Below are 26,956 nucleotides of genomic sequence, written 5' to 3'. Positions count from 1 at the left end.
CGCCCGCGATGTCGTCGCGTCTCCGCTTTCCGGACGCGCAGCCGCCCTGCATCCAGAATCATCAGGAAGAATAGTCGGGACGTTCCGGCCCGTCGTCGCGGTCGGCCGGACTGCCTCAGGGACGTGCGAAAACCTGGCCGTGCCCGCCGACATCTTCCTGGAATGCCTGCTTCGTGGGCATTCTTGCTGCCATCCGCTTCGCAACCGCCGACGCGATCAGAACGACAGCTTCAGCCCGCCGACGACGTTGCGCGGGGCTCCGGCGAAAAGATCGACCCGGTCGTACCGGCGAGGATTGCCGCGCCGTTCTCCAGGCCCGTGGCCCGGTTCAGGGTGCTGGTCAGGTTCTGTGCCGAGGCGACGTAGGTCGCATCGAGGAGATTGCGGACCTCCAGATAGAGGCTGAGGCGCTTGGCGTAGCCGCCGGCCAGCTCCGTCGCGTAGTGGATGTTGGGGTTGAGGATGGCATAGCCGGGCGTCCTCCAGAGGTTTCCGTTGTCGATGAAGACGCCGTCCTGGGCCACGGTCTCCAGGAAGGCGCCGAGCCCGTGGAAGGGACCGCCGCCCTGATCGTAGCCGACCCGCACCAGGAGCTGGTGCTCGGGCACGCCCGGGATCGACTTGCCGGCCCGGTCGAAACGGGCCGTGAAGGCACCGGCGCTCAGGCTTTCGGAGAAGCGCGTGTAGATCTTGTCGTCGAAGCCGTAGGCCAGCGTCCCGTGCCAGCCCGGCGCGAAGGCCCATTCGCCGCCGATCTCGAGGCCGTCGATCTCGCGGCCCGTCCGGGTGCGGAAGGCGAGCGCGCCGCCGGTGGCGTAGTTGCCGAACAGGGCCGAACGCGGACCGCGGAACACGTCGATGCGGCCATAGGCGCGGGGGTCGACGAGGTCGAAGCGCGAGGCGCCGTCCGGCTGGGTCAGGAGGAAGCCGTCCTCCAGCACGACCATGTTGCGGATGACGCCGGTGGAGCGGGCGTTGTTGCCCCGGATGGAGATCATCACGTCGCATCCGCCAGTGCCTTGGCGCACGGTCACGCCGGGACTGTTCGCCAGGACCGAGCCGATGCTGGTGGCCAGGCGGTTCTCGATCGTGTCGCTGCGTCCGACCCGCGTGAAGACCGCGCCCAGGGGCTGCTCGATCACGCTCGGTCCCGAGCCTGGGGGCGCCGCGACGCCGAAGGGCATGGGCGCCGGTCCCGGGCGCCCCTCCGCCGTGACCACGAGCTCCTCGAGGACGACGCCCGTCATGTCCTCGGCATGGAGGCCGGCCGACCCCAGCAGCACGGCCGCGGCCCCGAGGGACCCGATCCGGCGCGCGGGGGCCGGGCGGCGAGGAGGAGGAAGGGCGGCCATGCCGGTGTCGACCACGGGAGTGGGCGCGGATGACGCCGCGGCGGGAGAGGAGGATGAGGGCCGTCCGGACACGACCCGCCGCCGCCACCCTGGATCATCGGTACGGCTCGTAACCCTTGAAGCGCGGCCGACGACGAGGCCGACATCCTGTGGTCGTGACCTGTTGCACCCGGGCCAGGTCGATCGCCCTGCCCGGCTCCGGCGACGTCGTCACCGCGCCGCCTCGCGGTCGAGCAGCGCGCGCTTGCGGGCGACGCCCCAGCGATAGCCGGACAGCGCCCCGTCCGAGCGCACCACCCGGTGGCAGGGGACGACGACGGCCAGCCGGTTGGCGCCGCAGGCCTGGGCCACGGCGCGCATGGCCGTGGGAGCACCGATGGCCCGGGCGATCTCCGCATAGGTCGTCGTGGTGCCGATCGGAACGGCGCGGAGCGCGTCCCAGACCCGCTGCTGGAAGGCGGTGCCGCCGATGTCGAGGGGCAGGTCGAGCCCGCGCCCGGGCGCCTCGACGAGGCCGACGACCGCGGCCACCCAGAGGTCGAACGCCGCATCGCCGGGTGACAGGTCGGCCCGCGGGAAGCGGTCCTGGAGGTCGCGCACCAGGGCGTCGGGATCGTCGCCGAGGAGGATGGCGCAGACTCCGCGCGGCGTCGCCGCGACCAGGATGGCGCCGAGGGAGCAGGCGGCCACCGCGAACCGGATCGCGACGCCGGGGCCGCCCTTGCGGTAGGCGGACGGCGTCATGCCGAGCCGCCCGGAGCCCTGGGCGTAGAACCGGCTCGACGCGTTGTAGCCCGCCGCGAACACCGCCTCGGTCACAGTCCCGGCCGCCGGCAGGCGCCGGGCGACGCGCTCGGCGAGCCTGGCCGACGCGTAGGCCTTGGGCGTGATGCCGGTGACCGTCCGGAAGACGCGGTGGAAGTGGAAGGCGCTCAAGCCCGCCGCCGCCGCGAGCGACGCGAGGGTCGGCAGGGTCTCGGCCGCGTCGATCAGGCGGCAGGCCCGGGCGACCGCCGCCGCCTGCCGCTCGGCCATGGGGGCTTCGTTGGGCCGGCAGCGCCGGCAGGGCCGGAAGCCCGCCGCCTCGGCGGCGGCGCAGGTGGCGTGGAAGGTGACGTTGTCCGGCTTGGCCGCCCGCGACGGGCAGCTCGGACGGCAATACACGCCGGTGGTGCGGACCGCGTAGACGAACAGGCCGTCGGCCCCGGCGTCCCGGGCCGCGAGCGCGGCCCATCGCTGCGCGCTCTCGCTCTCGGACGTGCCGGAGGCCCCGGGCCGTGGTTCCGCTTCGGCGCGCCGCATGGGGGATGTCCTTCGTCGTCGGGGACCGATTCCGGCCGGGATCGGCTCGGTCACCGCATCCTTGCCCCGGGAGCCTCGGGGCCGCATCCCGATCCTTGCTTTCGAATCCGCTCCACGTCGATGTGTCCCGGAGGCGTGCGCTCGCGCAGGGCGCCCCGCAGGCATCGCCGCAGGTCGCCCGGTGTGGATCGCCACGCCCGGAACGTCACCCGCAATCCGTTCGCCAGGCCGCCCCTCCCCGTGGGCGCCCTCCCGTGACCGCGTGCCGATGACGGCCGGCCCCGGCCAGGGCGCAAAAGCATCGGGGCGAACGGAAACTCGGCGCAGATCCTGAGTTCTTTCCATCAACCACAGGAGTGACGATGAAAACGCTGACGCTCTCGACCTGCGTGCTGGTCCTGTCTTCCTTCGTTCTCGTGCAGATGGGCACGACGGCCGATGCCCGCTCGCGGCACAAGAAACGCGGTGTCGCGATCTCGAGCAGCCAGAACACCACCGGCGGCCGCCGCGGACGGACCCTCTCGCGCGGTGCGACCGGCGCTGATAGCGCGACCTCGAATTCCGCTGCGGGCGGAAATGCCGGCCAGCCGTCGCGCGCGAGCGGCACCGGCAGCGCCGGGGGTGGATCCGGAGGCAGTGGCGGTCTGTAGGGAAACGGACGGTCGACAGGGTCCGACGAGACCATGTCGACCCGACGGTTCTTGGATCTGCGGTGAACCGATGGGGCCGGCCGGTCAGGCCAGCCCCTCTCCGTTCAGGCGCGGCGGGCGTCGTATCCGGCCACGAGGGTGTGGGGCTTGGGGGCGCCGAGGCGGCCGCCGAGGAAGCCGGCGAGCGCGCCGAGGATCAGCGCCAGCGCGCCGTAGAAGGCGCCCTGGGTGGCCGCCGACTTGGTGGCCAGGGCGGCGGCCTCGGCCTTCTGCTTGGCGCTGGCCACGGCCGCGTCGTACTGCTTGCGGTAATCTTGGATCTGCGCCTTGGCCTGGTCGGCCGGGATGCCCTGCGCCTTGGCCAGCGCGTCGGCCGCGCGGGTCTCGGCCTCGGCCTTCTGGGCCGGATCACCGGTGAACAGCGCCCGGATGGCGGCCACGGCCGCGTCCTTGGCCGCCTGCGGGTCCTGGCCGGCCGCCTGCTGGCGCACCGTCTGCTCGATGCCGTCCAGCGGGTTGGTGATCTTCGACAGGGAGGGGGCGGCCGCCTGGGCGGCCGTCTGCACCGTGCCGCCCACCAGCGAGCCGGCGCCGCCCAGCGTGCTGGTCACGCCCGAGAAGGCGCCCCCGATCAGGCCGCCGGCCGCCGAGGTCAGGAGGTAGAGCACCACCAGGGTGGTCACCGCCCAGGAGACCAGCCCGTGCAGGCCGGCCGCGCCCGCGACGGGCTTGCCCGAGAGGCGCCCGGCGATGAGGCCGCCGGCGAGCGCGGCGACCACGCCCGAGGCCACGAACCAGAGGCCGGCACCCAGCGAGAGGGTGGAGGCGGCCGGGTTGTCGGCGCCGCTGGCGCCGACGCTGGACAGGCCCACGCCCACGCCGACCATGTTGAGGATGACCTGGCTCACCAGGGCGGTGACCGCACCGGCGAAGATCGCCCCCCACGACACCTGATGGAGCAGGACCGTGCGGACGTCGGATGAGGCGGCGGGAGTCGGGGACAGGATGGGCGAGGCGGCCACGGGATGCTCCGGATCGTTCGGGTGTCGGAAATGCGGGACGGGATCGTCAGAGCTTGCTGACGAGGAGGCCGAGGCCGAAGCCGACGAGGCCGGCGACGAGGAGCGAGGCGTGGGGCCACGCCACCGAGCGCTCGTGGACATCGTGCAACTGGCGCTTGCCCTGGTCGTAGGCGTCCTCGGCGTAGTCCGAGACCTCGTCGGCGACGTTGCGGACGGCGTCCTTGGCCTGGCCGTAGAGGTTCTCGGCCGAACCCTGGACTTCCCGCAGGCGCCCCTTCGCCGAATCCTCGCGCGATCCGACCAGATCGCCGATAGCGCCCTGGGCCTTGCCGGCGATCTCCTTGGCGGCGCCCGTCACACGATTGGTATCGACCATGATGTTCTCCAGTCTTTGTCGGCAGGAATGCTGCGCCGGGCCGGACCCGATGAGGCCGGGGCCGAGGCCGGGGCGCGTCGGTCACGGTGCACAAACGGGTTGTGCGCAATCCTGTTCCGGCCACGCTCGCGATTTCTGGTACGTACGCACTAGCGAGGCCGGACGGTGCATCAGGGGCACGCCGGATCGGGCGCTGCCCGGTCCGCCCGGCCGGGTCCTGCGGCGGGACCGTGACCACGCGCCCTCCGTGGGCCGTTCAACTTTCGTTCAGTGGCCCTTCACGGCTTGCAGCCCGTAGGTCGTCGGCCGATCGGAATGGCTCAAGGCGCCCCCGGTGTCTCGAATACCGGAGCCATGACGTGACGACTTCCCCCGAGAAGCCGAAGACCCATGGCCCGAAGCCCGCTGTCAGCGGCAGCGGTCCCTCGGGCGTCATCGATCAGCATCACGACATCTTCTTCGCGGCCGTCGAGACGACGTGGATGCCGATGATCGTCACGGACCCGCACCAGGCGGACAACCCGATCATCTTCGTGAACCGCGCCTTCGAGCGTATGACCGGCTACACCCGGGACGAACTGATCGGCACGAACTGCCGATTCCTCCAGGGACCCGAAACGGACCGCGAGGTCGTCGCCGACCTGCGCCTCGCCATCCGCGAGCAGCGCGAGTTCTCGACCGAGATCATCAACTACCGCAAGGACGGCGCCTCGTTCTGGAACGCGCTCTTCGTCTCCCCGGTGTTCAACCGGTCCGGCGAGCTCGTCTACTTCTTCGGCTCGCAGCGCGACGTCTCGCGTCGGCGCGATGCGGAGGAATCCCTGCATCAGGCGCAGAAGATGGAGAGCCTGGGCCGGCTCACCGGCGGCATCGCCCACGACTTCAACAACCTGCTGCAGGTGATCTCCGGGCACAACGAGGTCATGCTCGCGCTGATCGACCATCCCGACATCGACGTCGGGCGCCTGCGCCGTGCCGGAGAAGCCGTCCGCGACGCCTCCGAGCGCGCCGCCAAGCTGACCCACCAGCTCTTCGCCTTCTCGCGCAAGCAGCGCCTGGAGGGCCGGCTCCTCAACCTCAACGGTCTCGTCCACAGCATGAGCGAGATGGCCGAGCGCACGTTGGGCGACCACGTCACCCTGCGCCAGGAGCTGCTGCCCGACCTCTGGAACACCCGCATCGACCCGACCCAGGCCGATGTGGCGCTGCTCAACGTCAAGCTGAACGCGCGCGATGCCATGCCGGGCGGCGGGACCGTCACGGTGAAGACGGAGAACCTCCTGGTCGAGGACGAGGACGCCGCCCTGTTCAAGACGGTCGGACCCGGGGCCTACGTCGTGGGCTCCGTCACCGATACCGGGAGCGGCATGCCGCCCGAGATCCTGAGCCGCGTGATGGAGCCGTTCTTCACCACCAAGGGCGAGGGCAAGGGCACCGGCCTCGGCCTCGGCCTCGCCATGGTCTACGGCTTCGCCGAGCAATCGGGCGGCTCGGTGAAGATCTATTCCGAGGTCGGGCACGGCACGACCGTGCGCCTGCTGTTCCGGGCGAGCGACCAGAAGATCGAGGAGGAGCGCAAGGCGTCCCAGCGGGCCGCGGACCGGCACGGGACCGAGACGGTCCTCGTCGTGGACGACCGGCCGGACGTGGCCGAGACCGCAGGCATCATCCTGGAGGATTTCGGCTACAAGGTCATCGTCGCCGACGGCCCCCGGGCCGCCATCGAGATCCTCGAACGGGACCGAGACGGTCCTCGTCGTGGACGACCGGCCGGACGTGGCCGAGACCGCAGGCATCATCCTGGAGGATTTCGGCTACAAGGTCATCGTCGCCGACGGCCCCCGGGCCGCCATCGAGATCCTCGACGGCGAGCGCCGGATCGACCTCCTGTTCACCGACCTGATCATGCCGGCCGGAATGAACGGCGTCATGCTGGCCCGGGCCGCGCGCGAGCGCCAGCCGCGGATCAAGGTGCTGCTGACCACGGGCTATGCGGAGGCGTCCCTGGAGCGTACCGATGCCGGCGGCACAGAGTTCGAGATCATCAACAAGCCCTACAAGCGTCTTGAACTCGCGCGGCGCGTGCGACGCGTCATCGACGGTCCCACCGGGGTCGGCTGAGCGGGCGGGCGCCTCTGCCGGTCGCGACCGGGGCCGCGAACCGCTTCCGCCGGCCAGGTGCAGCGATGGCGGAGCAGATCCTCACTCCGCGCGAAGGTGGCACTCCGCGCCAAGGTGGCACTCCGCGCGAAGGTGGTCGCGGACATGCCGGAGGGTCGTCAACGTATCCATCTCACGCCAGAGGGCCTCCATGGCGTCCGTCGCGTCGTAGCCGGTCCGGGCCAGGATCCTGACGGTGGCGGCCTTGGCGGAGGAGGACGCCTCCACCTCGGCGATGCAGGCGCCGATCTCCGCGAGGCAGGCCGCCCGGTCGAGGCTGGGTCCGAAGCATTTCCCGATGGACGGGCGCAGGGACATATCGGGGTTCCGTCGTTCGATTCGGTGCCCTGCTCCTATCACGCTTCACGGGGCTATGTATGAAATCATACGTTCCGTCCCGTGGCACGAACCCGCGGCATGAACGACCCCGCGGCGCGTCGCACCCGTCGTGGGCCGACCGGATCCGTCGGAAGCGCGCCCATGGCGGGTCCGCGCCGCATCGGCCTCGTGATCTGCCCGGGTTTCGACGTCATGGGTCTGGCCATGACCGCGCCGTCGCCCTGGTCGAGCAGGATCCCGGCCGGACCATCGCCCAGCGCGTGGCGCGCGCCGGACTGGATCGGCACCCTCCTCGGCCTGATCGCCGGCGCCCGGGACCCCGATCGGAGGCCGGTCCGGGCGCGGACGCGCGCGCGAAAACTCGGGCTCGACCCGTCCGCCTCGCCTCGGGGGTCGGTGCGACGGGCGTCGAACCGAGGACCGGCCGCCGTGCTCAGGCGGCCGACCGCGCCAGCAGGATGACGACGACGATCGCCAGGACGAGCGAGACGAGCTTCCAGAACAGCACCGGATCGCGTTCCAGAAGGGCCGTCCGCCCGAGACCGGGCAGCGACGGGTTCGGATGGCGCAGGTCGTGGACGAACGCCGAGAGGACCTCGTAGCGCTGGGCCGGGTTCGGATGCACCGCCTTGCGCAGGGCCGCATCGACGTAGGGCGGCAGGCCGGGGCGCGCCGCGGCGACGGAAACGTAATGCAGGCGCCGCGCGCGCGCCTCGCTGAAGGCCCGTGTCGCCTCCGCGCCGTAGGGCAGGCGTCCGGTGAGCATCTGATAGGCGATCACGCCCACCGAGAAGATGTCCGATTGCGACGTGGCGGGCCGTCCGGCCAGGCATTCCGGTGCGGTGTACTGCACGGTCCCCAGGACCGTCTCGTCGATGGTCGGATCGTCGTCCGCGAGCCCGGCGATCCGGGTGGAGCCGAAATCGATGATCTGGACGGTGCCGGCGGCATCGATCAGGACGTTGTGGGGGCGCAGGTCCCGGTGCACCATCTCGCGCCGGTGGAAGGCTCGCAGGCCGACCGCGATCTGCTCGACGAGGCGCCGCACCTCCTCGAGCTCCGGGGCCGGGTTGTCGCGCAGCCACTGGGCGAGGGTCCGGCCTTCGACGTAGTCCATCACCGTGTAGAGGTGGCTGCGCCGCCGCGTCCGGGGCGGGGCGCCGAGCACGTGCGGGCTGTCGATGCGCCGCGCGACCCATTCCTCCATCATCAGCCTCTGCAGGCCGGCCGGGTCGGCGTGCAGGTCCGTCGACGGCACCTTCAGCGCGACCTTGCGTCCGCTCTCCGCGTCGATCGCCAGGTAGACGTGGCTGCGGTGGCTGCCATGCAGGGTCCGCAGCACGCGGTAGCCGTCGAACGTGGTCGGCGGATCGAGTAGCGGCGCCGGAGGCAGGTCGTCGATCCGGCCGGAGACCTCCGCGAGCGCGCCGTCGGGCACGGCCTCGACGCGCACGATCTGGACGGTGAGATTGTCGCCGCTGCCGTTCTCGTAGGCATCGCGGACGATCGCCTGGGCAGCCCGGTCGAGGTCGTCGCCGTGTCGCCTGATCTGCGCGACGATCGCCTCCGGCCGCACGTGCTCGTGCACGCCATCCGTCGTCAGGACGAACACGTCGCCCCGCTCGATCGCGACCGTGTGGTGGTCGATCTCGACATGCGCGGCCGCACCGAGCGCCCGACCGAGATAGGACTCGTCGGCGGAGACGGTGACGCGATGATCCTCGGTCAGCACTTCGAGCGAGCGCTGGACGACGCGCGCGATGCGGGCGTCGCCCACGTGGAAGATGTGGGCGGTGCGCGACCTGAGGACGAGGGCGCTGAAGGTGGTGACGTAGCCGCGCTCGCGTGCCCCTTCGGGATCGTGCCGGTACCGGTTCCGGCGGGTCTCCGCATAGAGCCACGAATTCGTCGCGGCGATGATCCGGCTCGCCGCCGTCTTCACCGACCAGGTCTCGGGCGTGTCGTAGTAGTCGGACAGGAAGCTCCTGACCGCCGTCTCGCTCGCGACGTGGCTGACGGGGCTGCTGCCGATCCCGTCCGCGATGGCGATGGCGCTTCCCCGCAGGGCCAGCGCGGCGCGCTCGGGGACGAGGGCGCCGTGGAAATCCTGGTTGGTCTCCTTGCGGCCGCGCTCGCTGCACTGGCCGAGGGAGAGAGTCAGAGTCGAAGGCATCGGCAGATCCCGGCGGTCGGGCCTGGCGCCGTGCGGCCCGACCGTTCGAGCCGGCGATCAGGCCGCGAGGCGGCGCTCCGCGTTGCCGACGGTCCGCTTCGGGGCCGTACGGACATGGGTGGTGTAGAGCGTCAGGCCCGTGAAGGCGAGGCCGCCGACGAGGTTGCCGAGGACGGTCGGGATCTCGTTCCAGAAGAAGTAATCGCCGATCGAGAACTGGCCGCCCATGAGCAGGCCGAAGGGGAACAGGAACATGTTCACCACGGAATGCTCGAAGGTCATGTAGAAGAACACCATGATCGGCATCCACATGGCGATCACCTTGCCGCTGACGGTGGTCGAGATCATCGCGCCGACGACGCCGGTGGAGACCATCCAGTTGCACAGCATGCCGCGGATGAAGATCGTGAACCAGCCGCCCACGCCGTGCGCGGCATAGCCGACGGTGCGCCGCTCGCCGATATGGGCGATGAACTCACCGACCTTGTCGGCCGGCGCCGTGAAGCCGAACGTGAACACGAAGCCCATCATGACGGCCACGGTGAGCGCGCCGAGGAAGTTGCCGAGGAAGACGAGGCCCCAGTTGCGCAGCACGCCGGCCCAGGTCACGCCGGGCCGGCGATCCAGGAGGGCGAGGGGCGCCAGCACGAACACGCCCGTGAGAAGGTCGAAACCCAGCAGGTAGAGCATGCAGAAGCCGACCGGGAACAGGGCGGCGCCGAGGATGGGGATGCCGGTCTGCTGCGTGATGCTGACCGCGAAGACCGCGGCGAGCGCCAGGATCGCCCCGGCCATGTAGGCGCGGATGACGGTGTCGCGGGTCGACATGAAGATCTTGGATTCGCCTGCATCCACCATCTTGGTGACGAACTCAGCAGGAGCGAGATAGGCCATTGCGGGTCCTTTTCGGGTTCGGGCGTCTGCGAGGCTCGCCGGACCGGCCGGGCGTCGGCCCGGAATCCGGCCACGCTCCATTGCGCGGCCTGCAGCCGGGGACGCACCTGCGGGCACGCCCCCCGTCCACGACGGGCAAGCAAGATCCAGACCCAGCGCGATCCGATCCTCGTCCGGGGATCGCTTCGGCGGACACCGATCCGGAGGACGCTCCTGGCCCGGCCCGCCCTCACGCGCCGGCCCGGGGTCGGACGTCGCGCACGGCCGGTCGCGTGACGCTGACAGGGTGGGCGGCCGGACGCCGTCGTCAGTGCTTCGGCCCCTGGGCATCGCAGGATCGCCCGCAAGATCCCTTCCGGCGCCCTGCCGGTGTCCACGCGGAAGCAGCCGACCTCCGTCCGAGCCGGCGCCTCTTCAGGATGGGATGTCCGACGCAAAGAAAAAGGGCCCCGTGCGGAGCCCTTGTTTTCTTCGGCCATTCCAAGAATTTGGAATGGTGGGCGCGACAGGGATCGAACCTGTGACCCCTACCATGTCAAGGTAGTGCTCTCCCGCTGAGCTACGCGCCCTCACCGGTGCCGCTCGGCGCCGGTGGAGGGGGCTATAGCGTGGGGTTCCGGGGGGCGCAAGGGCTCTCGCGCCTGGATTTTCCAGCCTGCACCGGGTCGCGCCGTGTCCGGTCTGCGGCGCTGCGCAGGCGGTGGAAATGCGCTATGGCCGACGCGGCCCGGCGCGTGACGGTGCATGCCGGTCCGGTCCGCCTCGCAGGGGGACCGGGAGGCGAGGTGACGGTCGGGGCATGGGGTTCAACGAAGAGTGCGATCCGGCCCGCCGCCGGTCCCGGAGACGGGCGATGATGCGCGCTGACGAGCGGAGCGCGTGACCATGCCCGCACCGGTGCTCACCGCCGCCCTCCCCCGCTCCCGCAAGGGGCCGGCGACGCGGCCCTTCGCGGCCGACGGCGCCGCCCTCGACCTCGACCTGGGGGAGGCCGGCCTCGGCGGCACCTGGGCGACGATCCGGTTCCGGGACGTCGGGAGCGGGGGCGTCTGCCGGCTGGTCCTGAGCGCCCGGTTCGTCGGGCGGGACGGCGCGGCCGGGACCGTGGTCCTCGCCGAGGAGGCGGAAGGGGGGGACCGCTTCGCCTGGACGGGGCGCCTTCCCGAGGGATTGCTGGCCCTGCGCCTGACGCCCCTCGCCCGCGAGACGGCGTTCCGCCTCGATGGATTCGTGATCCGCCGGCGCCGGCGCCCCGGCCTCGTCGCCCGCGCCCTTCGCCGGAACCCGGGACTCGCGGCGCGCGCCGTCTACTGGCGCGCCCTCGGCCTCAAGGTGCGCGGACGGGCGCTGCTCCTGCGCGCCCTCCACGACCGGACCGAGACCGGTTACCAGACCTGGATCGCCCGCTTCGACACCCTCACCGAGGCGGACCGGCGGCGCATCCGCGACGAGGTCGCGGCCTGGGCGGACCCGCCGCGGATCTCGGTGGTGATGCCGGTCCACGATCCGGCCCCCCGCGTCCTGGAGGCCGCCATCCGGTCGGTCCGCGCCCAGCTCTATCCGAACTGGGAGCTCTGCATCACCGACGACGCCTCCACCGATCCGGCGATCCCGCGCCTGCTCGCCCGCCACGCGCAGCAGGAGCCGCGCATCCGCGTCCACCGGCGCCCGGAGAACGGCCATATCGCCCGCGCCACCAACGACGCCCTCGCGCAGGCGGACGGGGCCTTCGTCGCCTTCCTCGACCACGACGACGTGCTGGCCGAAGGCGCGCTCTACCACGTGGCGGCCGCGATCCGGGCCGCGCCCGACCTCGTCGTGATCTACAGCGACGAGGACAAGATCGATGCGCGCGGGCGCCGGTTCGAGCCCCACTTCAAGTCGGGCTTCGACCGCGAGCTCCTCTACGGACAGAACTACATCAATCACCTCACGGTGATCCGCACCGAGGCGATCCGGGCCGTCGGCGGGCTGCGTCCGGGCTTCGAGGGCAGCCAGGATCACGATCTCCTCCTTCGGGTCACGGCCGGGCTCGAGCCCGCGCGCATCCGCCACATTCCGCGGGTGCTCTACCACTGGCGCGCGGCGGGCGGCTCGGGGACGTTCTCGGACCGGGCGCTGGAGCGGACCGAGGTGGCGCGGCTGCGCGCCCTGGCGGAGGTCGCCGCCCCCCTGGGGGCGACTGCGGCCCGGGGGCCGCTGGGCTTCAACCGGCTCGTCCGTCCGGTCCCGGAGCCGGTCCCCCTGGTCTCGGTCGTCATCCCGACCCGGGACCGAGCGGACCTGCTCGCCGTGGCCCTCGCGGGCGTCCTCGATGCGACCGATTACCCGGCCATCGAAGTCATCGTGGTCGACAACGAGAGCCGCGAGGCGCGCACGCGCGACCTCTTCACGCGCTTGGCGGTATCCGACGCGCGCGTCCGCATCCTGCCCGTCCCGGGATCCTTCAACTTCTCCGACCTGTCCAACCGCGGCGCTGCGGCGGCGCGGGGATCGCTCCTCCTGTTCCTGAACAACGACATCGAGGTGATCGAACCGGGCTGGCTGCGCGAAATGGTCTCCATCGCGCTCGCACCGGATATCGGCGCGGTGGGAGCGAAGCTGCTCTATCCCGATCGCACGCTCCAGCACGGCGGCATCGTTCTCGGGATCGGCGGCGTCGCCGGCCACAGCCATCCCGGCCTGCCCGAGGACGATCCGGGCTACTTCGCCCGGATGGTCCTGACCCAGGAGGTCTCGGCGGTGACCGGCGCCTGCCTGCTCCTTCGGACGGAGGTCTTCGCGGCGAGCGGCGGTTTCGACGCAGACGACCTCGCCGTCGCCTTCAATGATGTCGATCTCTGCCTGCGGTTGCGCGCGCGGGGTCTTCGCAACGTCTGGACGCCCCATGCCCGGTTGATCCACCATGAATCGAAGAGCCGGGGGGCGGAGGATACGCTCGAGAAACGCGAGCGCTTCGAGCGCGAGGTGCGGGTGATGCAGGATCGCTGGGCTGCAGAACTGCGCGCCGATCCCTATTACAATCCGAATCTTTCTCGGGATGCGGCGCGCTATCGGCTCTGATGCTGCGCTGCGGCGGCGTTCCGTCGCACCGCAAAGTCGCCGCAATCGGCCGCTTAATCCGCGATCACGCGGCGAAAAGAGAGGGTTCGTCGCGTCGCAGGTCTTCCTCGGTATCCTGAACTCCGGGGATCAAGGTCGGCCTCTCGCTCCATCTTCTGGCCAATTGCAGCGGACCGCGGCGAGGTCGGCGTCGGATCGAGGCGCGATATCCGGATTATGGCAATTGTTTGAAATTAACCGTTTCAGATAGAGAGAAGGTCATCGCTCATTACGGTGCTTTGCTCCTTCGTCTTGCCGGAATGATTGATGAAGACGTGCAACAGGGTCGGTGTTCCAGACCGGTGACTGCCCTGATTCGGGTCTCTCCGGTTGGACAGTAGCCTAGAGCCATACTAAGGATCAGGCTGGTTGCCGCCGGTGGTACAAATCGATCCTGTCCCCCGTTCAAGAGCGTGTGCGAATCGAACGTGACACAACGTACAGACATCGCGATCATCGGCCGTGCCTGCCGGCTTCCCGGCGCCTCGAGTGTCGACGGGCTTTGGCAACTTCTCACCGAGGCGCGATGCGCCGTCGGTCGCATCCCGGATGATCGGTGGTCGCTGGAGCGATTTGGGCATCCGCGCGCGCAGGAGCGTGGCAAGAGCTACACGTGGTCGGCCGGTGTTCTCGACGACATCTGGTCGTTCGATCCCGGCGTCTTCGGCATCTCGCCCCGCGAGGCCGAGCAGATGGACCCGCAGCAGCGGCTGCTCCTGGAACTCACCTGGGAGGCCCTGGAGGATGCGGGGCTGCGCCCTTCGGACGTGGCCGGCAGCCAGATCGGCGTGTTCGTCGGCGCCTCGTCCCTCGATTACGGCAATCTGCGCGTCCTCGACACTTCGTCGGGCGATGCCTACGCGGCCACCGGCAACACGCTCTCGATCCTGTCGAACCGCATCTCCTACATCTACGACCTGAAGGGGCCGAGCTTCACCGTCGATACGGCCTGTTCGTCGTCCCTCGTCGCCCTCGATGCCGCGGTCGCGGCCATCTCCAGCGGCCGGATCGACACCGCCGTCGTCGCCGGCGTGAACCTGCTGGCGAGCCCCTTCAACTTCATCTGCTTCTCGAACGCGCAGATGCTCTCGCGCACCGGCCTGTGCCAGGCCTTCTCGTCGAGCGCCGACGGCTACGTGCGCTCCGAAGGCGGCGTCGTTCTCGTGTTGAAATCCGCCAAGGCGGCGATGCGCGACGGCAGCACCGTGCGGGGCGTCATCGCGGCGAGCGGCGTCAACTCGGACGGCCGCACCACCGGCATCTCTCTCCCCTCCGGCTACGCGCAGGGCGCACTGCTGGAGCAGGTCTACCGCGAGGCCGAGATCGACCTCGATTCCGTGGTCTTCGTCGAGGCCCACGGCACCGGTACGCCCGTGGGCGACCCGATCGAAGCGAGCGCCATCGGCGGCAAGCTGGGCCGTCCGCGCAAGGCGCCCCTGCCGATCGGCTCGATCAAGAGCAATATCGGCCATACCGAGCCGGTCTCGGGCCTCGCCGGCCTGCTCAAGGCGAGTCTCGCCCTCGAGCATGACCTGTTTCCAACCTCATTGCATGCGGCCGAACTGAACCCCGAGATCCCGTTCCAGGATCTCAACCTGTCGGTGACGAACAAGCCTCTGCCCCTCGCCCGCGACGGCAAGGCGCGCTTCGCCGGGGTGAACTCCTTCGGGTTCGGCGGCACCAACGCCCACGTCGTCCTGACCGACGGTCAGCCGACTCGCGCTGCCGGCGCCACTCCCGAGGTGACCCGCACCCCGGAGGTGCTGCTGCTCTCCGCCCAGAGCCGCGCCGCCCTCAACGAACTCGCCCTCGACTACGCCGAGCGCTTCGACGGCGCGGACAAGGCCGAGATCGCCCGGATCGCCGCCGCTGCCGCCCATCGTCGCGAGCGTCTGTCCTCTCGCTTGGCCGTGACCCTGGACGCCGACCTCCCCGCGGTGCTGCGCGCCGTCGGCGAGGCCGAGGATGCACCCGACGCCCTGCTCGGGACCGCCGTTGACCGCGCGGCTGAGGTCGCCTTCGTCTATTCCGGCAACGGCAGCCAATGGGCCGGCATGGGTCGCGAGGCCCATGACCAGAACGCCGTCTTCAGAGAGGCCTTCGACCGCATCGACGGCCTGTTCCATGCCCTCTCCGGCTGGTCGCTGAAGGAAGCTCTGTTCGCGGAAGATCTGGACGAGCGCCTCGTCCTCACGCGGGTGTCGCAGCCCCTGATCTTCGCCATCTCCAGCGCCTCGACGACGGCCCTCCGGGCTCGCGGCCTCACGCCGAGCTACGTCCTCGGCCACAGCGTCGGCGAGATCGCGGCGGCCGAGGCCGCCGGCATCCTCAGCCTCGAACAGGCCGTGAAGGTCATCTTCTACCGCAGCAAGCACCAGGAAACGACGCGCGGCTTCGGCACGATGGCGGTGCTGCTCGCGCCCGCCGACGAGATCGAGCTGTTCCTGAAGGACTATCCGAGCCTCGACATCGCCGCCTACAACAGCCCGAAGGCCATCACGGTGGCGGGCCCGGTGGCGGATATCGACGCGGCCATGAAGGCGCTGTCACGCAAGCGTCGGCGCGGGCGCAAGCTTGACCTCGAATACCCGTTCCACGGCCGTCTGATGAACCCGACCGAGAAGCCGCTGCTGCGGGACCTCGCCGGGCTGAAGCCGCATGCCGCGACGACCCCGATGGTGTCGACCGTCACCGGTAAGGTGCTGGCCGGTGACCAGTTCGGAGCCGGCTACTGGTGGCGCAACATTCGCGAGCCGGTGCGCTTCTGCGAGGCCGTGCAGGAGGCGACCCGCCAGGGCGCCCGCGTCTTCATCGAGGTCGGCCCGCGCGCGACGCTGCTCTCGCATATCGGCGACGCCATCGAGCCGCTCGGTATCGAGAATGCCACCATCGGCGTCCTCCATCGCAAGCCGGCGGGCGGCGACCCGATCGCCCGCACCGTCGCGGCCGCCCTCGTCCAGGGTGCAGCCGTCGACGAGGTGACGGTGTTCGGAGAGAACCCGGCCGGCGATGTCTCGCTACCGCTCTATCCCTGGCAGCGCCGGACCTTCCGCCTGGCCGAGACCACCGAGGGGGTTGGCGCGGCGACTCCGCGTCCCTACCATCCGCTCTACGGTTCTCGCGTCGCGCCGGACGGCCTCGAATGGCACGGCCACGTCGACATCGCGACGTTGCCCGAACTCGATGATCACCGCATCGACGGCCAGGCGATCCTGCCCGGCGCGGCCTTCATCGAGATGGCGCTCGGCGTCGCCCGCGAGGCGATGAAGACCGATAGCGTGGTCCTCGCGGAGTTCGAGATCCAGTCGCCGATGGTGTTCGGTGAGGAATCCCTGCGGGAGGTCGCGGTGCGCGTCGCCGGTTCCGGCAACGCGATCCAGATCCTCAGCCGGCCGCGCCTGACCCAGGCCGCCTGGCAGCTCCACGCCGCGGCCAAGATCATCGACGGCAGCTTCCCGGCGCCCGAGCCGGTGGACATGCACGTTCCCGACGAGCAGGCCGTCGCAGGTGAAGGCCTGTACCGCTTGGCCGCCGCCTCCGGCCTGGGCTTCGGTCCGAGCTTCCGACAGGTCGCGGTGAGTGCACGCCTCGACGAGACCACCATCGTCTCCGAGCTGTTGCCCGCCGAGGTCGATGCCCGCTTCGGGCTGGTGCCCGCGCGCCTCGATTCCTGCTTCCACGGCCTCATCCTGCTCTTCGCCGGGCTGATGGGCGAAGGCTCGACCAAGGCCTACGTCCCGGTTCGCTTCGGTGAAATCCGTCTCGTGAAGCCCGGCGCCGTCATCGCCCGGGCGATGATCCGGACTCGGCGGGCGAACGAGCGCAGCATCCTGGCCGACTTCACCCTGGTGGATGCCGAGGGCGCGGTCATCGCCACGCTCCGGGAGGGCCGCTTCCAGGCCCTTCGGGCCAAGAACGGCAGCGATCTCGCAGCCTACGCCATCGCGCAGAGGCCCGAGCTCGCCACCGAGCCGACTGCTATCGCGATGGAGCGGGGAAAGCGCGTCGCGGACGCGATCCGTCCGGCCTTCAAGCTCGCCGTGGCACCCGCCGAGGCGCCGCTGGCGCCGGGGCACCTCCTTCTGGAAGGGTGGGCGACCTCGATGGCCTACCGTCTCGCGGAAGGCCTGCAGCGCTCCGGCACCGTGGCCATCGACGAGCGCGTGCCCGAGGCGATGCGCCCGTGGCTCCTCAATGCCCTTTACGCCCTCGAGAGCAGCGACCTCGCCACCCTCGACGGCGAGCGCTGGACGCTGCGCAAGGACGTGTCCCTGCCGGCGCCCGACGAGATCATGCGCTGGATCGCGGCGGACCATCCCGAACTGTCGGCCGAGCTCGTGCTCACCGCCGACATCGGCGCCGTGGTCGGACGGCTGCTCTCGGGTGGCCTGACCGAGGCCCCCAGCCTCTCGCAGAACGCCCTCGACGCCTTCATCCTGCGCAGTGCGACGGCGCGGGCTTCCGCCGACGTGATCGCCGATCTCGCGGAGTCCGGCCGCGCCGCCCTGCCCCGCGACCGCGCACTGCGGGTGCTTCAGGTCGGGTTCGGCCCGCTCTCCGCCCAGGCAGCCGCCTTCGCCGGCGGCATCGAGGCGCAACTGACGGTGTTCGAGGCCGACCGTCGCCTGGCGGAGCGCGCACGGCTTGCCCTGCCGCGCGGCGTCACCGTGATCGAAGACGCGGCCGAGCTCACGCCCGGCAGCTTCGACGCGATCCTGGCGAGCAACGTCCTGCACCGCTCCGAGCGGACGCTGCTCGGCACGGTCGCCGACGCCCTGGCCACGGGCGGTTTCCTCGTCGCCGTCGAGCCCGGCGCTTCGCTGTTCCGCGATCTCGTCTTCGGCCTGACGCCGGACTGGTTCGAGGCCACCGCCGACATGCCCGTGGGCCGCCTCGACGACATCACCGGCTGGCAGCGTGCGCTGAGCGACACAGGCCTGGTGCGGGTGGCGGTCGACCGCGCGGTCTCCGCCAACGGCGACGACCTCCTGTTCATCGCCGAGGCTCCGGTGCGGGCGAAGCCCGCCCCCGGACAGACCTTCGCTTTCGTCATCGGCTCGCACGACGCTTTCGCGGCGGAGACCGCCTCGTCGCTGGCGACCCTCCTGGTGGCGAGCGGCGTCCACGTCTCGATCATCCTCGACTCCGAGCAGTCCCTGCTCGAACTGGAACGCGAAACGCCGGACACGGTCGTGTTCCTCGCCGGCGCCTTCAATCAGGGTGGCGCGGCAGCCGATCGCCTGCGCGAGCGCTGCCTGAGCCTGAAGCGCTGCGTCGAGCATCTCGGCAGCCGCCAGACCAGGCTCTGGGTCGTCTGCCCCGGAGCGACCCGCGATGCCGGCGACTCGAGCGGATCGGTGGAAGCCGGCGTCTGGGCCTTCAGCCGGACGCTCGCCAACGAGGTGGCCAATCTCGACGTGCGTCGGATCGACCTCGCCCAGGCCCTCTCGACCAAAGTCGCCGCCGAGCGTCTGCGCGACCTGATCCTGTCGGGTACTCTCGAGACCGAAATCATCCTCGATGCCGACCGGACCCGAGTGATCCGGTTCTCGCCGGGCCAACTCGCCCGTCGTCCCGGAGCCGACGCGGTCCCGGCCCAGGCCGCACGCCTGGAGCGCAGCAACACGGGCGGCCTCAACGAGATGGCCTGGGGACCGGCGACGCGTCGGACGCCCGGTCGCGGCGAGGTCGAGATTGCGGTCGAGGCCACCGGACTCAACTTCCGCGACGTGCTCTGGGCCCTTTCGATGCTGCCCGAGGAGATCCTGGAGGATGGCTTCGCCGGGCCTCGCCTGGGCCTTGAAGTGGCCGGACGGGTTCTCTCCGTCGGCAAGGGTGTCGAGGCCTTCAAGCCTGGCGACCGCGTCGTCGCCTTCGCGCAATCGGGCTTCGCGACCCACATCGTCGTGCCCGAACTCGTGGTGGCCCCGAGCCCGCCCGGTCTCGATCCGCAGGCGGCCGCCACCGTGCCGGTCGCCTTCCTCACCGCCTATTACGGCCTCGTCAGCTGCGCCCGCCTGCGCCGTGGCGAGTGGGTGCTGGTCCATGGCGGCGCCGGCGGCGTCGGCCTCGCGGCTCTGCAGATCGCCAAGCTCAAGGGCGCGCGCGTCATCGCCACCGCGGGCTCGCGGGAGAAGCGCGCCCTGGTCAAGGCGCTCGGAGCCGAGCACGTGCTCGACTCGCGTTCCCTCGCCTTCGTGGACGATGTCCGCCGGATCACCGGCGACGGCGTCGGCGTGGTGCTGAACAGCCTGTTCGGCGAGGCGATGGAGCGAAGCCTCAACGTTCTCAAGCCCTTCGGCCGCTTCATCGAGTTGGGCAAGCGCGACTACGTCGCCAACACCCATATCGGCCTGCGCCCGTTCCGCCGGAATCTCTCCTACTTCGGTGTCGACCTCGATCAGGTGCTACAGCATCAGGGCGAGGACGGGGCCCGGCTGTTCCGTGAAGTCATGTCCCTGTTCAAGGAGGGCGGCCTGAAGCCGCTGCCCTTCCAGCCCTTCACGGCGGACGAGGTCTCGGACGCCTTCCGATTGATGCAGCAATCGGGTCACGTGGGTAAGATCGTCATCGCTCCGCCGAAGCCCGGCAGCGTGATGCAACCCGAGAAGTCCGCCTTCGCGATCTCCCCGGAAGGTGTCCACCTTGTCACCGGCGGCCTCGGCGGCTTCGGCATCGAGGCGGCCCGCTGGCTCGCGGACCGGGGCGCGAAGCACATCGTTCTCGTCGGCCGCAACGGGGCGGCGAGCCCAGACGCAAAGCAGGTGGTGGCCGATCTCGGTGCTCGCGGCGTCAACGTCGCCGCGATGGCCTGCGACATCACCAGCCGCAAGGCCGTGGACGCGCTGCTGGCCCAAGTGGAGCGCGAGGGCCGGTCCCTGGCCGGCGTGATCCATGGCGCGATGGTGCTGCAGGACGGTCTGATCGCCAACATCGACGCCGCCGCCCTCGACACGGTCATCCGGCCGAAGGTCATCGGTGCCGAGCATCTCGATGCGGCGACGCGCACGCGCGCGCTCGATTATTTCGTGATGTTCTCCTCGGCCACGACCTTCATCGGCAATCCTGGACAGGGTGCCTACGTCGCCGCGAACGGCTTCATGGAAGGTCTCGCCCGGCGCCGGCGCAAGCTCGGCCTGCCGGCGCTCGCCGTCGCCTGGGGTGCCATCGGCGATGTCGGCGTGCTGGCTCGCAACCGTGCGGTGATGGAGACCCTGGCGGGTCGCGTCGGCGTGACCCCGATGGATGCCCGCCACTGCCTCGATCTCATGGCCGACGCGCTGGAAGGCCAGGGGACGAACCCGGACGACGCGGTGATCGCGATTGCATCGATGCATTGGGGCAAGGCACGCGAGCGCCTCGCCACGATGAAGAGCCCGAGCTACGCCGAGCTGGGTTCGGACCAGCAGATGGAAGCCGGTACGGTGGCGGCCATCAACATCGGTATGCTGCTGAAGACGCAAGACATCGACACGGTGCGCAAGACGGTGGCGGACGCCATCGTGGAGGACATCGCGCGCATCCTGCGCCTGCCCAAGGACGACATCAGCCGCGTGCGCCATCTCTCTGAGATCGGCCTCGACTCGCTGATGGGCGTGGAACTCGGCGCCAGCCTGCAGGAGCGCTTCGCCCTGGAGGCGCCGCCCTCCGGCATCTCCTCCGGCCTCACCGTCAACGAGCTCACCGAGACCCTGATCCAGTCGATCGCGGCTCCGGTGGACGAGGCGGCGGCGGCCGTCATGAGTCTGGCCCAGCGCCATGCCAGCGAGGGCGTGGACGTCCGTACCCTCGAGCCCTTCCACGCGATGGTCGAAGAAAACAGCCTCGCCATCAAAGAAATCCTTCCGTGAACGATTCCCCTCTGAGGCATGCCGCATGAGCAATTCCGCGAGACCGGACGGCGGACGCGCGGCCCTGGCAGGCTTCGTGACGAACCGCCTCGGGCGTAACGCCAACCGGACGGCTCCTGCCCGTCCGGCACAACGCCCGTCGGGTGATCCATCCGTGCAGAACTTCGAGTCGCTTCCGGGCTATCGGGAACTGCGCCTCCAGCGCTCGGCCGCCGACCTGATCGGCCTTGGAAACCCGTTCTTCCGGGTGCATGAGACCAAGGCCGGCGCCACGACGCGCATCGCGGGCAAGTCGTTCGTCAACTTCTCGTCCTACGACTACCTCGGCCTCAATGGGCACCCGGACGTCAACGCGGCGGCATCACGGGCGATCGAGACCTACGGCACCTCGGCCTCGGCGAGCCGGATCGTGGCCGGCGAGCGCCCGGGGCACCTCTCTCTCGAGAAGGCCTTGGCGGACCACTACGACACCGAGGCCTGCGTGGTGATGGTGAGCGGCCACGCCACCAACGTCACGACGATCGGCGCCCTGCTGGAGCCGGGCGACGTCATCTTCCACGACGCCCTGAGCCACAACAGCATCGTCACCGGCGCGCAGCTCTCGGGTGCCCAGCGCCGCTCGTTCGCCCACAACGACCTCGATGCCCTCGAAACGCTGCTCGGCGCCACCCGCCACGAGCACCGCCGGGCACTGATCGTGGTGGAAGGCCTCTACAGCATGGACGGCGACGCGCCGGACCTCGCGGCCCTGATCGCCCTCAAGCAGCGCTACGATGCCTGGCTGATGGTCGACGACGCCCACGGGCTCGGCGTCCTCGGGCGCACTGGCATCGGCCTCGCCGAGCATTGCGACGTCGACCCGCGCGGGGTCGACATCTGGATGGGCACCCTCTCGAAGACGCTCTCGACCTGCGGCGGCTACGTCGCCGGACCGGCGCCGCTGATCGAGTACCTCAAGTGCACCGCCGGCGGCTTCATCTACAGCGTCGGCATCTCGCCCCCCCTCGCCGCCGCGGCCGAGACGGCCCTCGAGATCATGCATGCCGAGCCGCAACGGGTGGAGAGGCTGCGCCAGAACGGTCATCTGTTCCTGTCCTGTGCGAAGAAGCACGGGCTCGACACCGGGACCAGCCTCGGCCTCGCGGTGATTCCGGTCATCGTCGGCGACTCCCTGAAGTCGGTGACGCTGTCGGACCGACTCTACAAGCGCGGCATCAATGTGCAGCCGATCATCCACCCGGCGGTGCCGGAGCGGGCGTCGCGCCTGCGCTTCTTCATCACCTCCGAGCATACGCCGGAGCAGATTCGAGAGACCGTGGATGCGGTTGCAGAGGAACTGGCAGCCATCGAGAAGGGCGGTTCGCTGATCGAGCAGCTGATGGCCAAGCGCGGTAAGCCATAGGGTTTCGGGGGGCGTTCTCCGCCGCTTTCCGTCAGACTGCACCTTGTCCAGGCATCGGCGTCATCGCGCCGGTGCTTTTTTATGCTTTTCGCACCGATGCGGCCGATTGCCCTCGACCCCTGAGCAGGAGACACTGATGTCGCTATCTGTGTCTCATCGCAACCGGAACCCGGCCCGGAATGCGACGTTCGTCCTCAGCCCGTCGGTCAGGAGCCCGTCATGAGACAATCGACTGTCGCCTCCATCGCGCGACGTCTGATCAAAACCGTCACCGAGGCCAGCCGTTCGCTGATCGGTGCGATTCTCGAGGGTCCGATGCCCGCGCCCCAGCCGGTTCCCGTGCGCGTCCGCGCCGACCGGCGCCGTTGAGGCCATTCCGTTGAGATCGACGTGATGCGGCGCCGCTTCAGGCGCCCATCACGGTATCGAACAGCAGCTTTCCGTTCAGCACCACGATCACCGCCGCGATGGCCCAGGACAGGATCCTGAGCCAAGTCGGGATCGTGTGGGCCCCCATCTTTCGCCTGTCCGAGACGAACCCGACCAGGGGGATGACGGCGAAAGGAAGCTGCATCGACAGCACGACCTGACTCAGCACGAGCAATTTTGCCGTGCCTTGCTCCCCGTAGAGCGCCGTCACGCCCACTACCGGCACGATCGCGATGGCGCGGGTGATCAACCGCCGTGCCCAGTCGGGGATGTGCAGGCGGAGGAATCCCTCCATCACGATCTGCCCCGCCAGCGTCGCCGTGACCGTGGAGTTGAGGCCCGAGGCCAGCAGAGCCACCGCGAACAGCGTGGAGGCGATGCCGGCACCGAGCAGCGGCGACAGCAACTCGTAGGCCTGTTCGATCTCCTGGACGTCCGTGCGCCCCTGCGCATGGAAGACCGAGGCGGCCATGATCAGGATCGCGGCGTTCACGAACAGAGCGAGCATCAGAGCGATCGTCGAATCTGCCACCGCGAAGCGGATCGCGCCGCGCCGGCCCTCGTCGGTACGCGGATAGGCGCGTGTCTGGACGATCGACGAGTGCAGGTAGAGATTGTGCGGCATCACGGTGGCACCGATGATGCCGATGGCGATGTAGAGCGCGGCCGGGTTCCTGACGATCTCCGCCGAGGGCAGGAAGCCGCCGAGGATCGCATGGATCGGCGGCGCGGCCAGGGCGATCTGGATTCCGAAGCTGACGAAGATCACCACCAGCAGGGCGATCACGAAGGCTTCCAGGGCGCGAAAGCCCCGTCGCATCAGCAGCAGGATCAGGAAGACATCCAGCGCCGTGAGCGTCGCGCCGACGACCAGGGGTAATCCGAAGAGGAGCTTGAGGGCGATCGCGGTGCCGATGACCTCGGCGAGGTCGCAGGCGATGATGGCCGCCTCGCAGGCGATCCACAGCATCAGGCTGATGGGCCGCGGATAATGATCGCGGCAGGCCTGAGCGAGGTCGCGTCCCGTCGCGATCCCGAGCCGCGCGGACAGGGCCTGGAGCACGATCGCCATCAGGTTCGACAGCAGGATGACGGAGAGCAGCGTGTAGCCGAACTGCGCTCCGCCCGCGATGTCGGTCGCCCAGTTGCCTGGGTCCATGTAGCCGACCGAGACCATGTAGCCGGGTCCGATAAAGGCAAGGAGCCGGCGCAGCCACGTGCCGCTGGCCTGGACCGGAACGCTGGCATTCATCCGCCCGAGGCTCGGCTGGGCGTGCGTCTCCTTGCTGAAGCGCCAGGATCCCTCCGGTGGGGACGCCTCCGGTCGAGATCTTCCTGGATCCGAGATCGGTCCCGAAGCCGTGACGTGTTCGTGTCGAGCCATGCCTGCGCGTGTTTCCGGCGGGGGAAAACCGGGCGCCGCGAGGCGACCCGCCGCGTTATAGCAGGTGCTATAACAAGATCAAATGGCTAAATTCGGTGGGCGGATCGGTAGGGCCGCCGGCCGGAGCCCAGGCTCAGGACAACAGTAACCGCGGGTCGCAATCGACGTTCGCGCTCTCGTGGGCCGCGGCCTGCATGCTCCTGGAAATCCCGTGGATCACGGCACGCTGTTCCTCGAGAGCCGAGGATGCGCCGGTGACGAAGCCCCGCACCGCCACGATCGCGTGACCGATCGCCGTCAGGACCAAAACCAGCGTCGCCGGCTGACTTCCGGGATGATGGAACGAGCCGTGAAAGCCCGGCGATCCTCCCAAGGGCGCTTGTCTCGGTTGTCTACCGCCGTTGCGCCGTGTCCGCGATGCTGTGTACCTGATGAAGCTGCATCTGCCCGGTGATGCGGTCGGGGCCGTCAGAGCGAAACAAGCGGAGCCAAGCGGTATGAAGTGGCAGCGTCTCGCTCCGGCCGGCACGCGTCAGCAGATGGCGGTGACCGCGCTCGCTGGCGTCCTGCTCGGCCTCGGTGGCGTCACGGCGGGCGCCACGATGGTCAAGGCCTCCGAACGAGGCGGGCTCTTCGATTTCCTGGAGACGATCTTTCGCGGACCGGTCGCGGCTCCGGCGGTGACGATGCCGGCACGCCGCCGCCCCGCGCATTACGTCTCTCTGCCAGACTCCCGGCGTGTGACCGCGGCGCGCGTGGTTCGGCAGACTCCGAGACCCGTCGTCGACGCGACCGAACGTTCGGTCCGAGTCCGGCTCCCCAGGGGGGCGGCTGCGGCGAGGGGCGGCGCCTTCGTGCCGGGAGCGGGTTCGCCTACGGCGCTGGGTGCGCGCACCGTCTGCGTGCGCGCCTGCGATGGCTACATCTTCCCCCTTGGACGTCTCGGCGCCCGGGCCGACCTGCCGATCCATGAGGCCGCCTGTGCGGCCGCCTGCCCGAATACGCCGACGCGCCTGTTCACTTTGGGAGCCGGCGAGAGGGAACTCGATCGCGCCGTCGGACTCGACGGGCAGCCTTACCGCAGCCTGGCGGTGGCCAATCTCTACCGCACGAAACGGATCGAGCACTGCAACTGTCAGCCCGAGCAGGGCGTCGCCACACCGATGCCGATCCTTCAGGACATGACCGTGCGCGCCGGTGACATCGTCACGACCGAAGCGAGCGCCGCGGTCGTCACCCCGGTCAGGGCTGGCGGCTTCACCGTCGTCGATTTCCGCGAGGCCCGGGGCCTGTCGCGCCGGGCGCGGCGCGAGATCGACGCCAAGGTCGATGTGGTTCGCCGCGAGGCGGATGCCCGGGCCTTCCACAAGGCCCTGCGCAGTGCCGACCGCACAGGCCGCGTCCGGATCGCGGCGGCCGGGTTCGAGCCGGTCCCGCCACCGATCGAGGTCGAGCCGCGCTTCGTCCCGGTCAGGGCCCAGGCGCGCGTCGTGGTGGCATCGCCCTTCGTATACTGAGGCGGTCTCGGGCCTGATCGCACGCGTTGTCCCTGGCGCGGCGATGGCTTACGGCCGGATCCGGTCCCAAGCTTTCAGGAGCCGGCATGAGCGAGATCCAGTCCGATCCCGTGTTCGACGGGGCGCTGCCCCCGAGCGGCGAGACGGTGCGTCTGTCGCCCCTGGTCCGGCGGCGGATTGCGCCGAACGGCGGACCGTTCACGGCGACCGGCACCTGCAGCTACCTTGTCGGGAACGAGGCCGTCGCCATCATCGATCCGGGTCCGGCGGACGAGGGCCATATCGCGGCCCTCGTGGAGGCCTGCGCCGGTGCCACCGTCTTGGCCATTCTGGTCACCCACACGCATCGCGACCATTCGCCGGGAGCCCGCATTCTCCGGGCGCGCACGGGCGCACCGATCGTCGGCTGCGGTCCGCACCGGGCCGCCCGTGATCTGATCGAGGGTGAGATCCCTTATCTCGATGCCAGCGCCGACCGCGACCACGTGCCCGATCGGCCCATGCGCACGGGCGACACCGTCACGGGACCGGGTTGGACCCTGGAGGCCCTGGAGACCCCGGGCCACACCATGAACCATCTCGCCTTCGCGCTGCGGGAGGAGGCGGCCCTGTTCTCGGGCGATCACGTCATGGCGTGGTCGACCACCATCGTGGCGCCTCCCGACGGCGCGATGCGCGCCTACATGAACTCTCTTGAGGCCCTGCGCGACCGTCACGAGACGATCTTCTGGCCGGGCCATGGCGGTCCGGTGCGCGATCCCCGCCGCTTCGTGCGCGGCCTCGCCGCCCACCGGCGCCAGCGCGAGACCGCGATCCGCAGCCGCGTTGAGGGGGGCGACCGCGATATCCGCGCCATCGTCGCTGCGATCTACCAGGGCCTGAGCCCAGCCCTGCACGGCGCCGCCGCCCTGTCGGTCTTCGCCCACCTGGAGGACCTGGTCGAGCGCGGGATCGTGCTCAGCGACGGCCCTGCCCGGCTCGACGGCCGCTACGCGCCGGCCTGA

General features: G+C 70.0%; 16 protein-coding genes, 1 tRNA gene and 2 pseudogenes. 9 read left to right on the top strand and 10 right to left on the bottom strand.

Annotated elements, in window-relative coordinates:
- Positions 1–230: 230 nt before the first annotated feature.
- Positions 231–1,352, bottom strand: coding sequence for a TonB-dependent receptor domain-containing protein (locus tag AC0IWM_RS15725; RefSeq protein ID WP_471756504.1), 1,122 nt, complete (start codon positions 1,350–1,352; stop codon positions 231–233).
- A 210-nt stretch (positions 1,353–1,562) separates the two neighbouring features.
- Positions 1,563–2,654: a bifunctional DNA-binding transcriptional regulator/O6-methylguanine-DNA methyltransferase Ada gene (gene ada / locus AC0IWM_RS15720; RefSeq protein ID WP_471756502.1), complete on the bottom strand. Its 1,092-nt coding sequence runs from the start codon at positions 2,652–2,654 to the stop codon at positions 1,563–1,565.
- A gap of 362 nt (positions 2,655–3,016) precedes the next feature.
- Here ada and AC0IWM_RS15715 point away from each other — a divergent pair, with 362 nt between their 5' ends.
- Positions 3,017–3,304 (top strand): hypothetical protein, encoded by a 288-nt coding sequence (locus AC0IWM_RS15715; RefSeq protein WP_471756500.1) that lies wholly within the window; start codon positions 3,017–3,019, stop codon positions 3,302–3,304.
- Positions 3,305–3,408: 104 nt separating this feature from the next.
- Here the strand turns inward: AC0IWM_RS15715 and AC0IWM_RS15710 are convergent, their stop codons facing one another.
- Both AC0IWM_RS15710 and AC0IWM_RS15705 read right to left on the bottom strand, forming a co-directional pair.
- A complete protein-coding gene (locus AC0IWM_RS15710; RefSeq protein ID WP_471756498.1) occupies positions 3,409–4,326 on the bottom strand; it encodes a PhnA-like protein in 918 nt (305 codons plus the stop codon).
- 46 nt (positions 4,327–4,372) lie between these two features.
- Complete coding sequence (locus AC0IWM_RS15705; RefSeq protein ID WP_471756496.1) at positions 4,373–4,702, bottom strand: CsbD family protein; 330 nt, start codon at positions 4,700–4,702, stop codon at positions 4,373–4,375.
- A gap of 86 nt (positions 4,703–4,788) precedes the next feature.
- On the opposite strand from AC0IWM_RS15705, the pseudogene AC0IWM_RS15700 reads away from it, so the two are divergent.
- Together AC0IWM_RS15700 and AC0IWM_RS15695 are read left to right on the top strand one after the other, a co-directional pair.
- Positions 4,789–6,384 (top strand): annotated as a pseudogene (locus AC0IWM_RS15700) (histidine kinase famiy protein); the annotation flags it as partial.
- Positions 6,385–6,436: 52 nt separating this feature from the next.
- A pseudogene (locus AC0IWM_RS15695) lies at positions 6,437–6,823 on the top strand (response regulator); the annotation flags it as partial.
- An 81-nt stretch (positions 6,824–6,904) separates the two neighbouring features.
- On the opposite strand, the gene AC0IWM_RS15690 reads toward AC0IWM_RS15695, so the two are convergent.
- The 4 genes from AC0IWM_RS15690 to AC0IWM_RS15675 form a co-directional block, all read right to left on the bottom strand.
- On the bottom strand, positions 6,905–7,180 hold the full coding sequence (locus AC0IWM_RS15690) for a hypothetical protein (RefSeq protein WP_471756494.1): 276 nt from the start codon (positions 7,178–7,180) through the stop codon (positions 6,905–6,907).
- Positions 7,181–7,634: 454 nt separating this feature from the next.
- Complete coding sequence (locus tag AC0IWM_RS15685) at positions 7,635–9,374, bottom strand: protein kinase domain-containing protein (protein WP_471756492.1); 1,740 nt, start codon at positions 9,372–9,374, stop codon at positions 7,635–7,637.
- Positions 9,375–9,431: 57 nt separating this feature from the next.
- Positions 9,432–10,268 carry a formate/nitrite transporter family protein gene (locus AC0IWM_RS15680; protein WP_471756490.1) on the bottom strand — a complete coding sequence of 279 codons (837 nt, stop codon included), beginning with the start codon at positions 10,266–10,268 and terminating at the stop codon, positions 9,432–9,434.
- Between the two features lie 494 nt (positions 10,269–10,762).
- Positions 10,763–10,837: transfer RNA gene (locus AC0IWM_RS15675), tRNA-Val, on the bottom strand.
- Between the two features lie 316 nt (positions 10,838–11,153).
- Here AC0IWM_RS15675 and AC0IWM_RS15670 point away from each other — a divergent pair.
- From AC0IWM_RS15670 to AC0IWM_RS15655, 4 genes are all read left to right on the top strand, one after another.
- Positions 11,154–13,331, top strand: a complete 2,178-nt coding sequence (locus AC0IWM_RS15670) for a glycosyltransferase family 2 protein (RefSeq protein WP_471756696.1) — start codon at positions 11,154–11,156, stop codon at positions 13,329–13,331.
- A 467-nt stretch (positions 13,332–13,798) separates the two neighbouring features.
- On the top strand, positions 13,799–21,220 hold the full coding sequence (locus tag AC0IWM_RS15665) for an SDR family NAD(P)-dependent oxidoreductase (RefSeq protein ID WP_471756488.1): 7,422 nt from the start codon (positions 13,799–13,801) through the stop codon (positions 21,218–21,220).
- Between the two features lie 25 nt (positions 21,221–21,245).
- Positions 21,246–22,622, top strand: coding sequence for an aminotransferase class I/II-fold pyridoxal phosphate-dependent enzyme (locus tag AC0IWM_RS15660; protein ID WP_471756486.1), 1,377 nt, complete (start codon positions 21,246–21,248; stop codon positions 22,620–22,622).
- A gap of 219 nt (positions 22,623–22,841) precedes the next feature.
- The gene (locus AC0IWM_RS15655) at positions 22,842–22,991 is read left to right on the top strand and encodes a hypothetical protein (protein ID WP_471756484.1); all 150 of its coding nucleotides are present in this window, start codon (positions 22,842–22,844) and stop codon (positions 22,989–22,991) included.
- Positions 22,992–23,028: 37 nt separating this feature from the next.
- Here the strand turns inward: AC0IWM_RS15655 and AC0IWM_RS15650 are convergent, their stop codons facing one another.
- Entirely contained in the window at positions 23,029–24,435 is a 1,407-nt protein-coding gene (locus AC0IWM_RS15650) for an Nramp family divalent metal transporter (protein ID WP_471756482.1), read from the bottom strand.
- A 133-nt stretch (positions 24,436–24,568) separates the two neighbouring features.
- On the bottom strand, positions 24,569–24,808 hold the full coding sequence (locus AC0IWM_RS15645; protein WP_471756480.1) for a hypothetical protein: 240 nt from the start codon (positions 24,806–24,808) through the stop codon (positions 24,569–24,571).
- A 28-nt stretch (positions 24,809–24,836) separates the two neighbouring features.
- Here AC0IWM_RS15645 and AC0IWM_RS15640 point away from each other — a divergent pair, with 28 nt between their 5' ends.
- Both AC0IWM_RS15640 and AC0IWM_RS15635 read left to right on the top strand, forming a co-directional pair.
- Positions 24,837–25,952: a DUF2865 domain-containing protein gene (locus tag AC0IWM_RS15640; protein ID WP_471756478.1), complete on the top strand. Its 1,116-nt coding sequence runs from the start codon at positions 24,837–24,839 to the stop codon at positions 25,950–25,952.
- 86 nt (positions 25,953–26,038) lie between these two features.
- A complete protein-coding gene (locus AC0IWM_RS15635) occupies positions 26,039–26,956 on the top strand; it encodes an MBL fold metallo-hydrolase (RefSeq protein WP_471756476.1) in 918 nt (305 codons plus the stop codon).

The organism is Methylobacterium sp. AC433 (assembly GCF_979253015.1).
The sequence above is the reverse complement of the archived record's forward strand: the minus strand, read 5'-3'. Positions and strand labels throughout refer to the sequence as shown.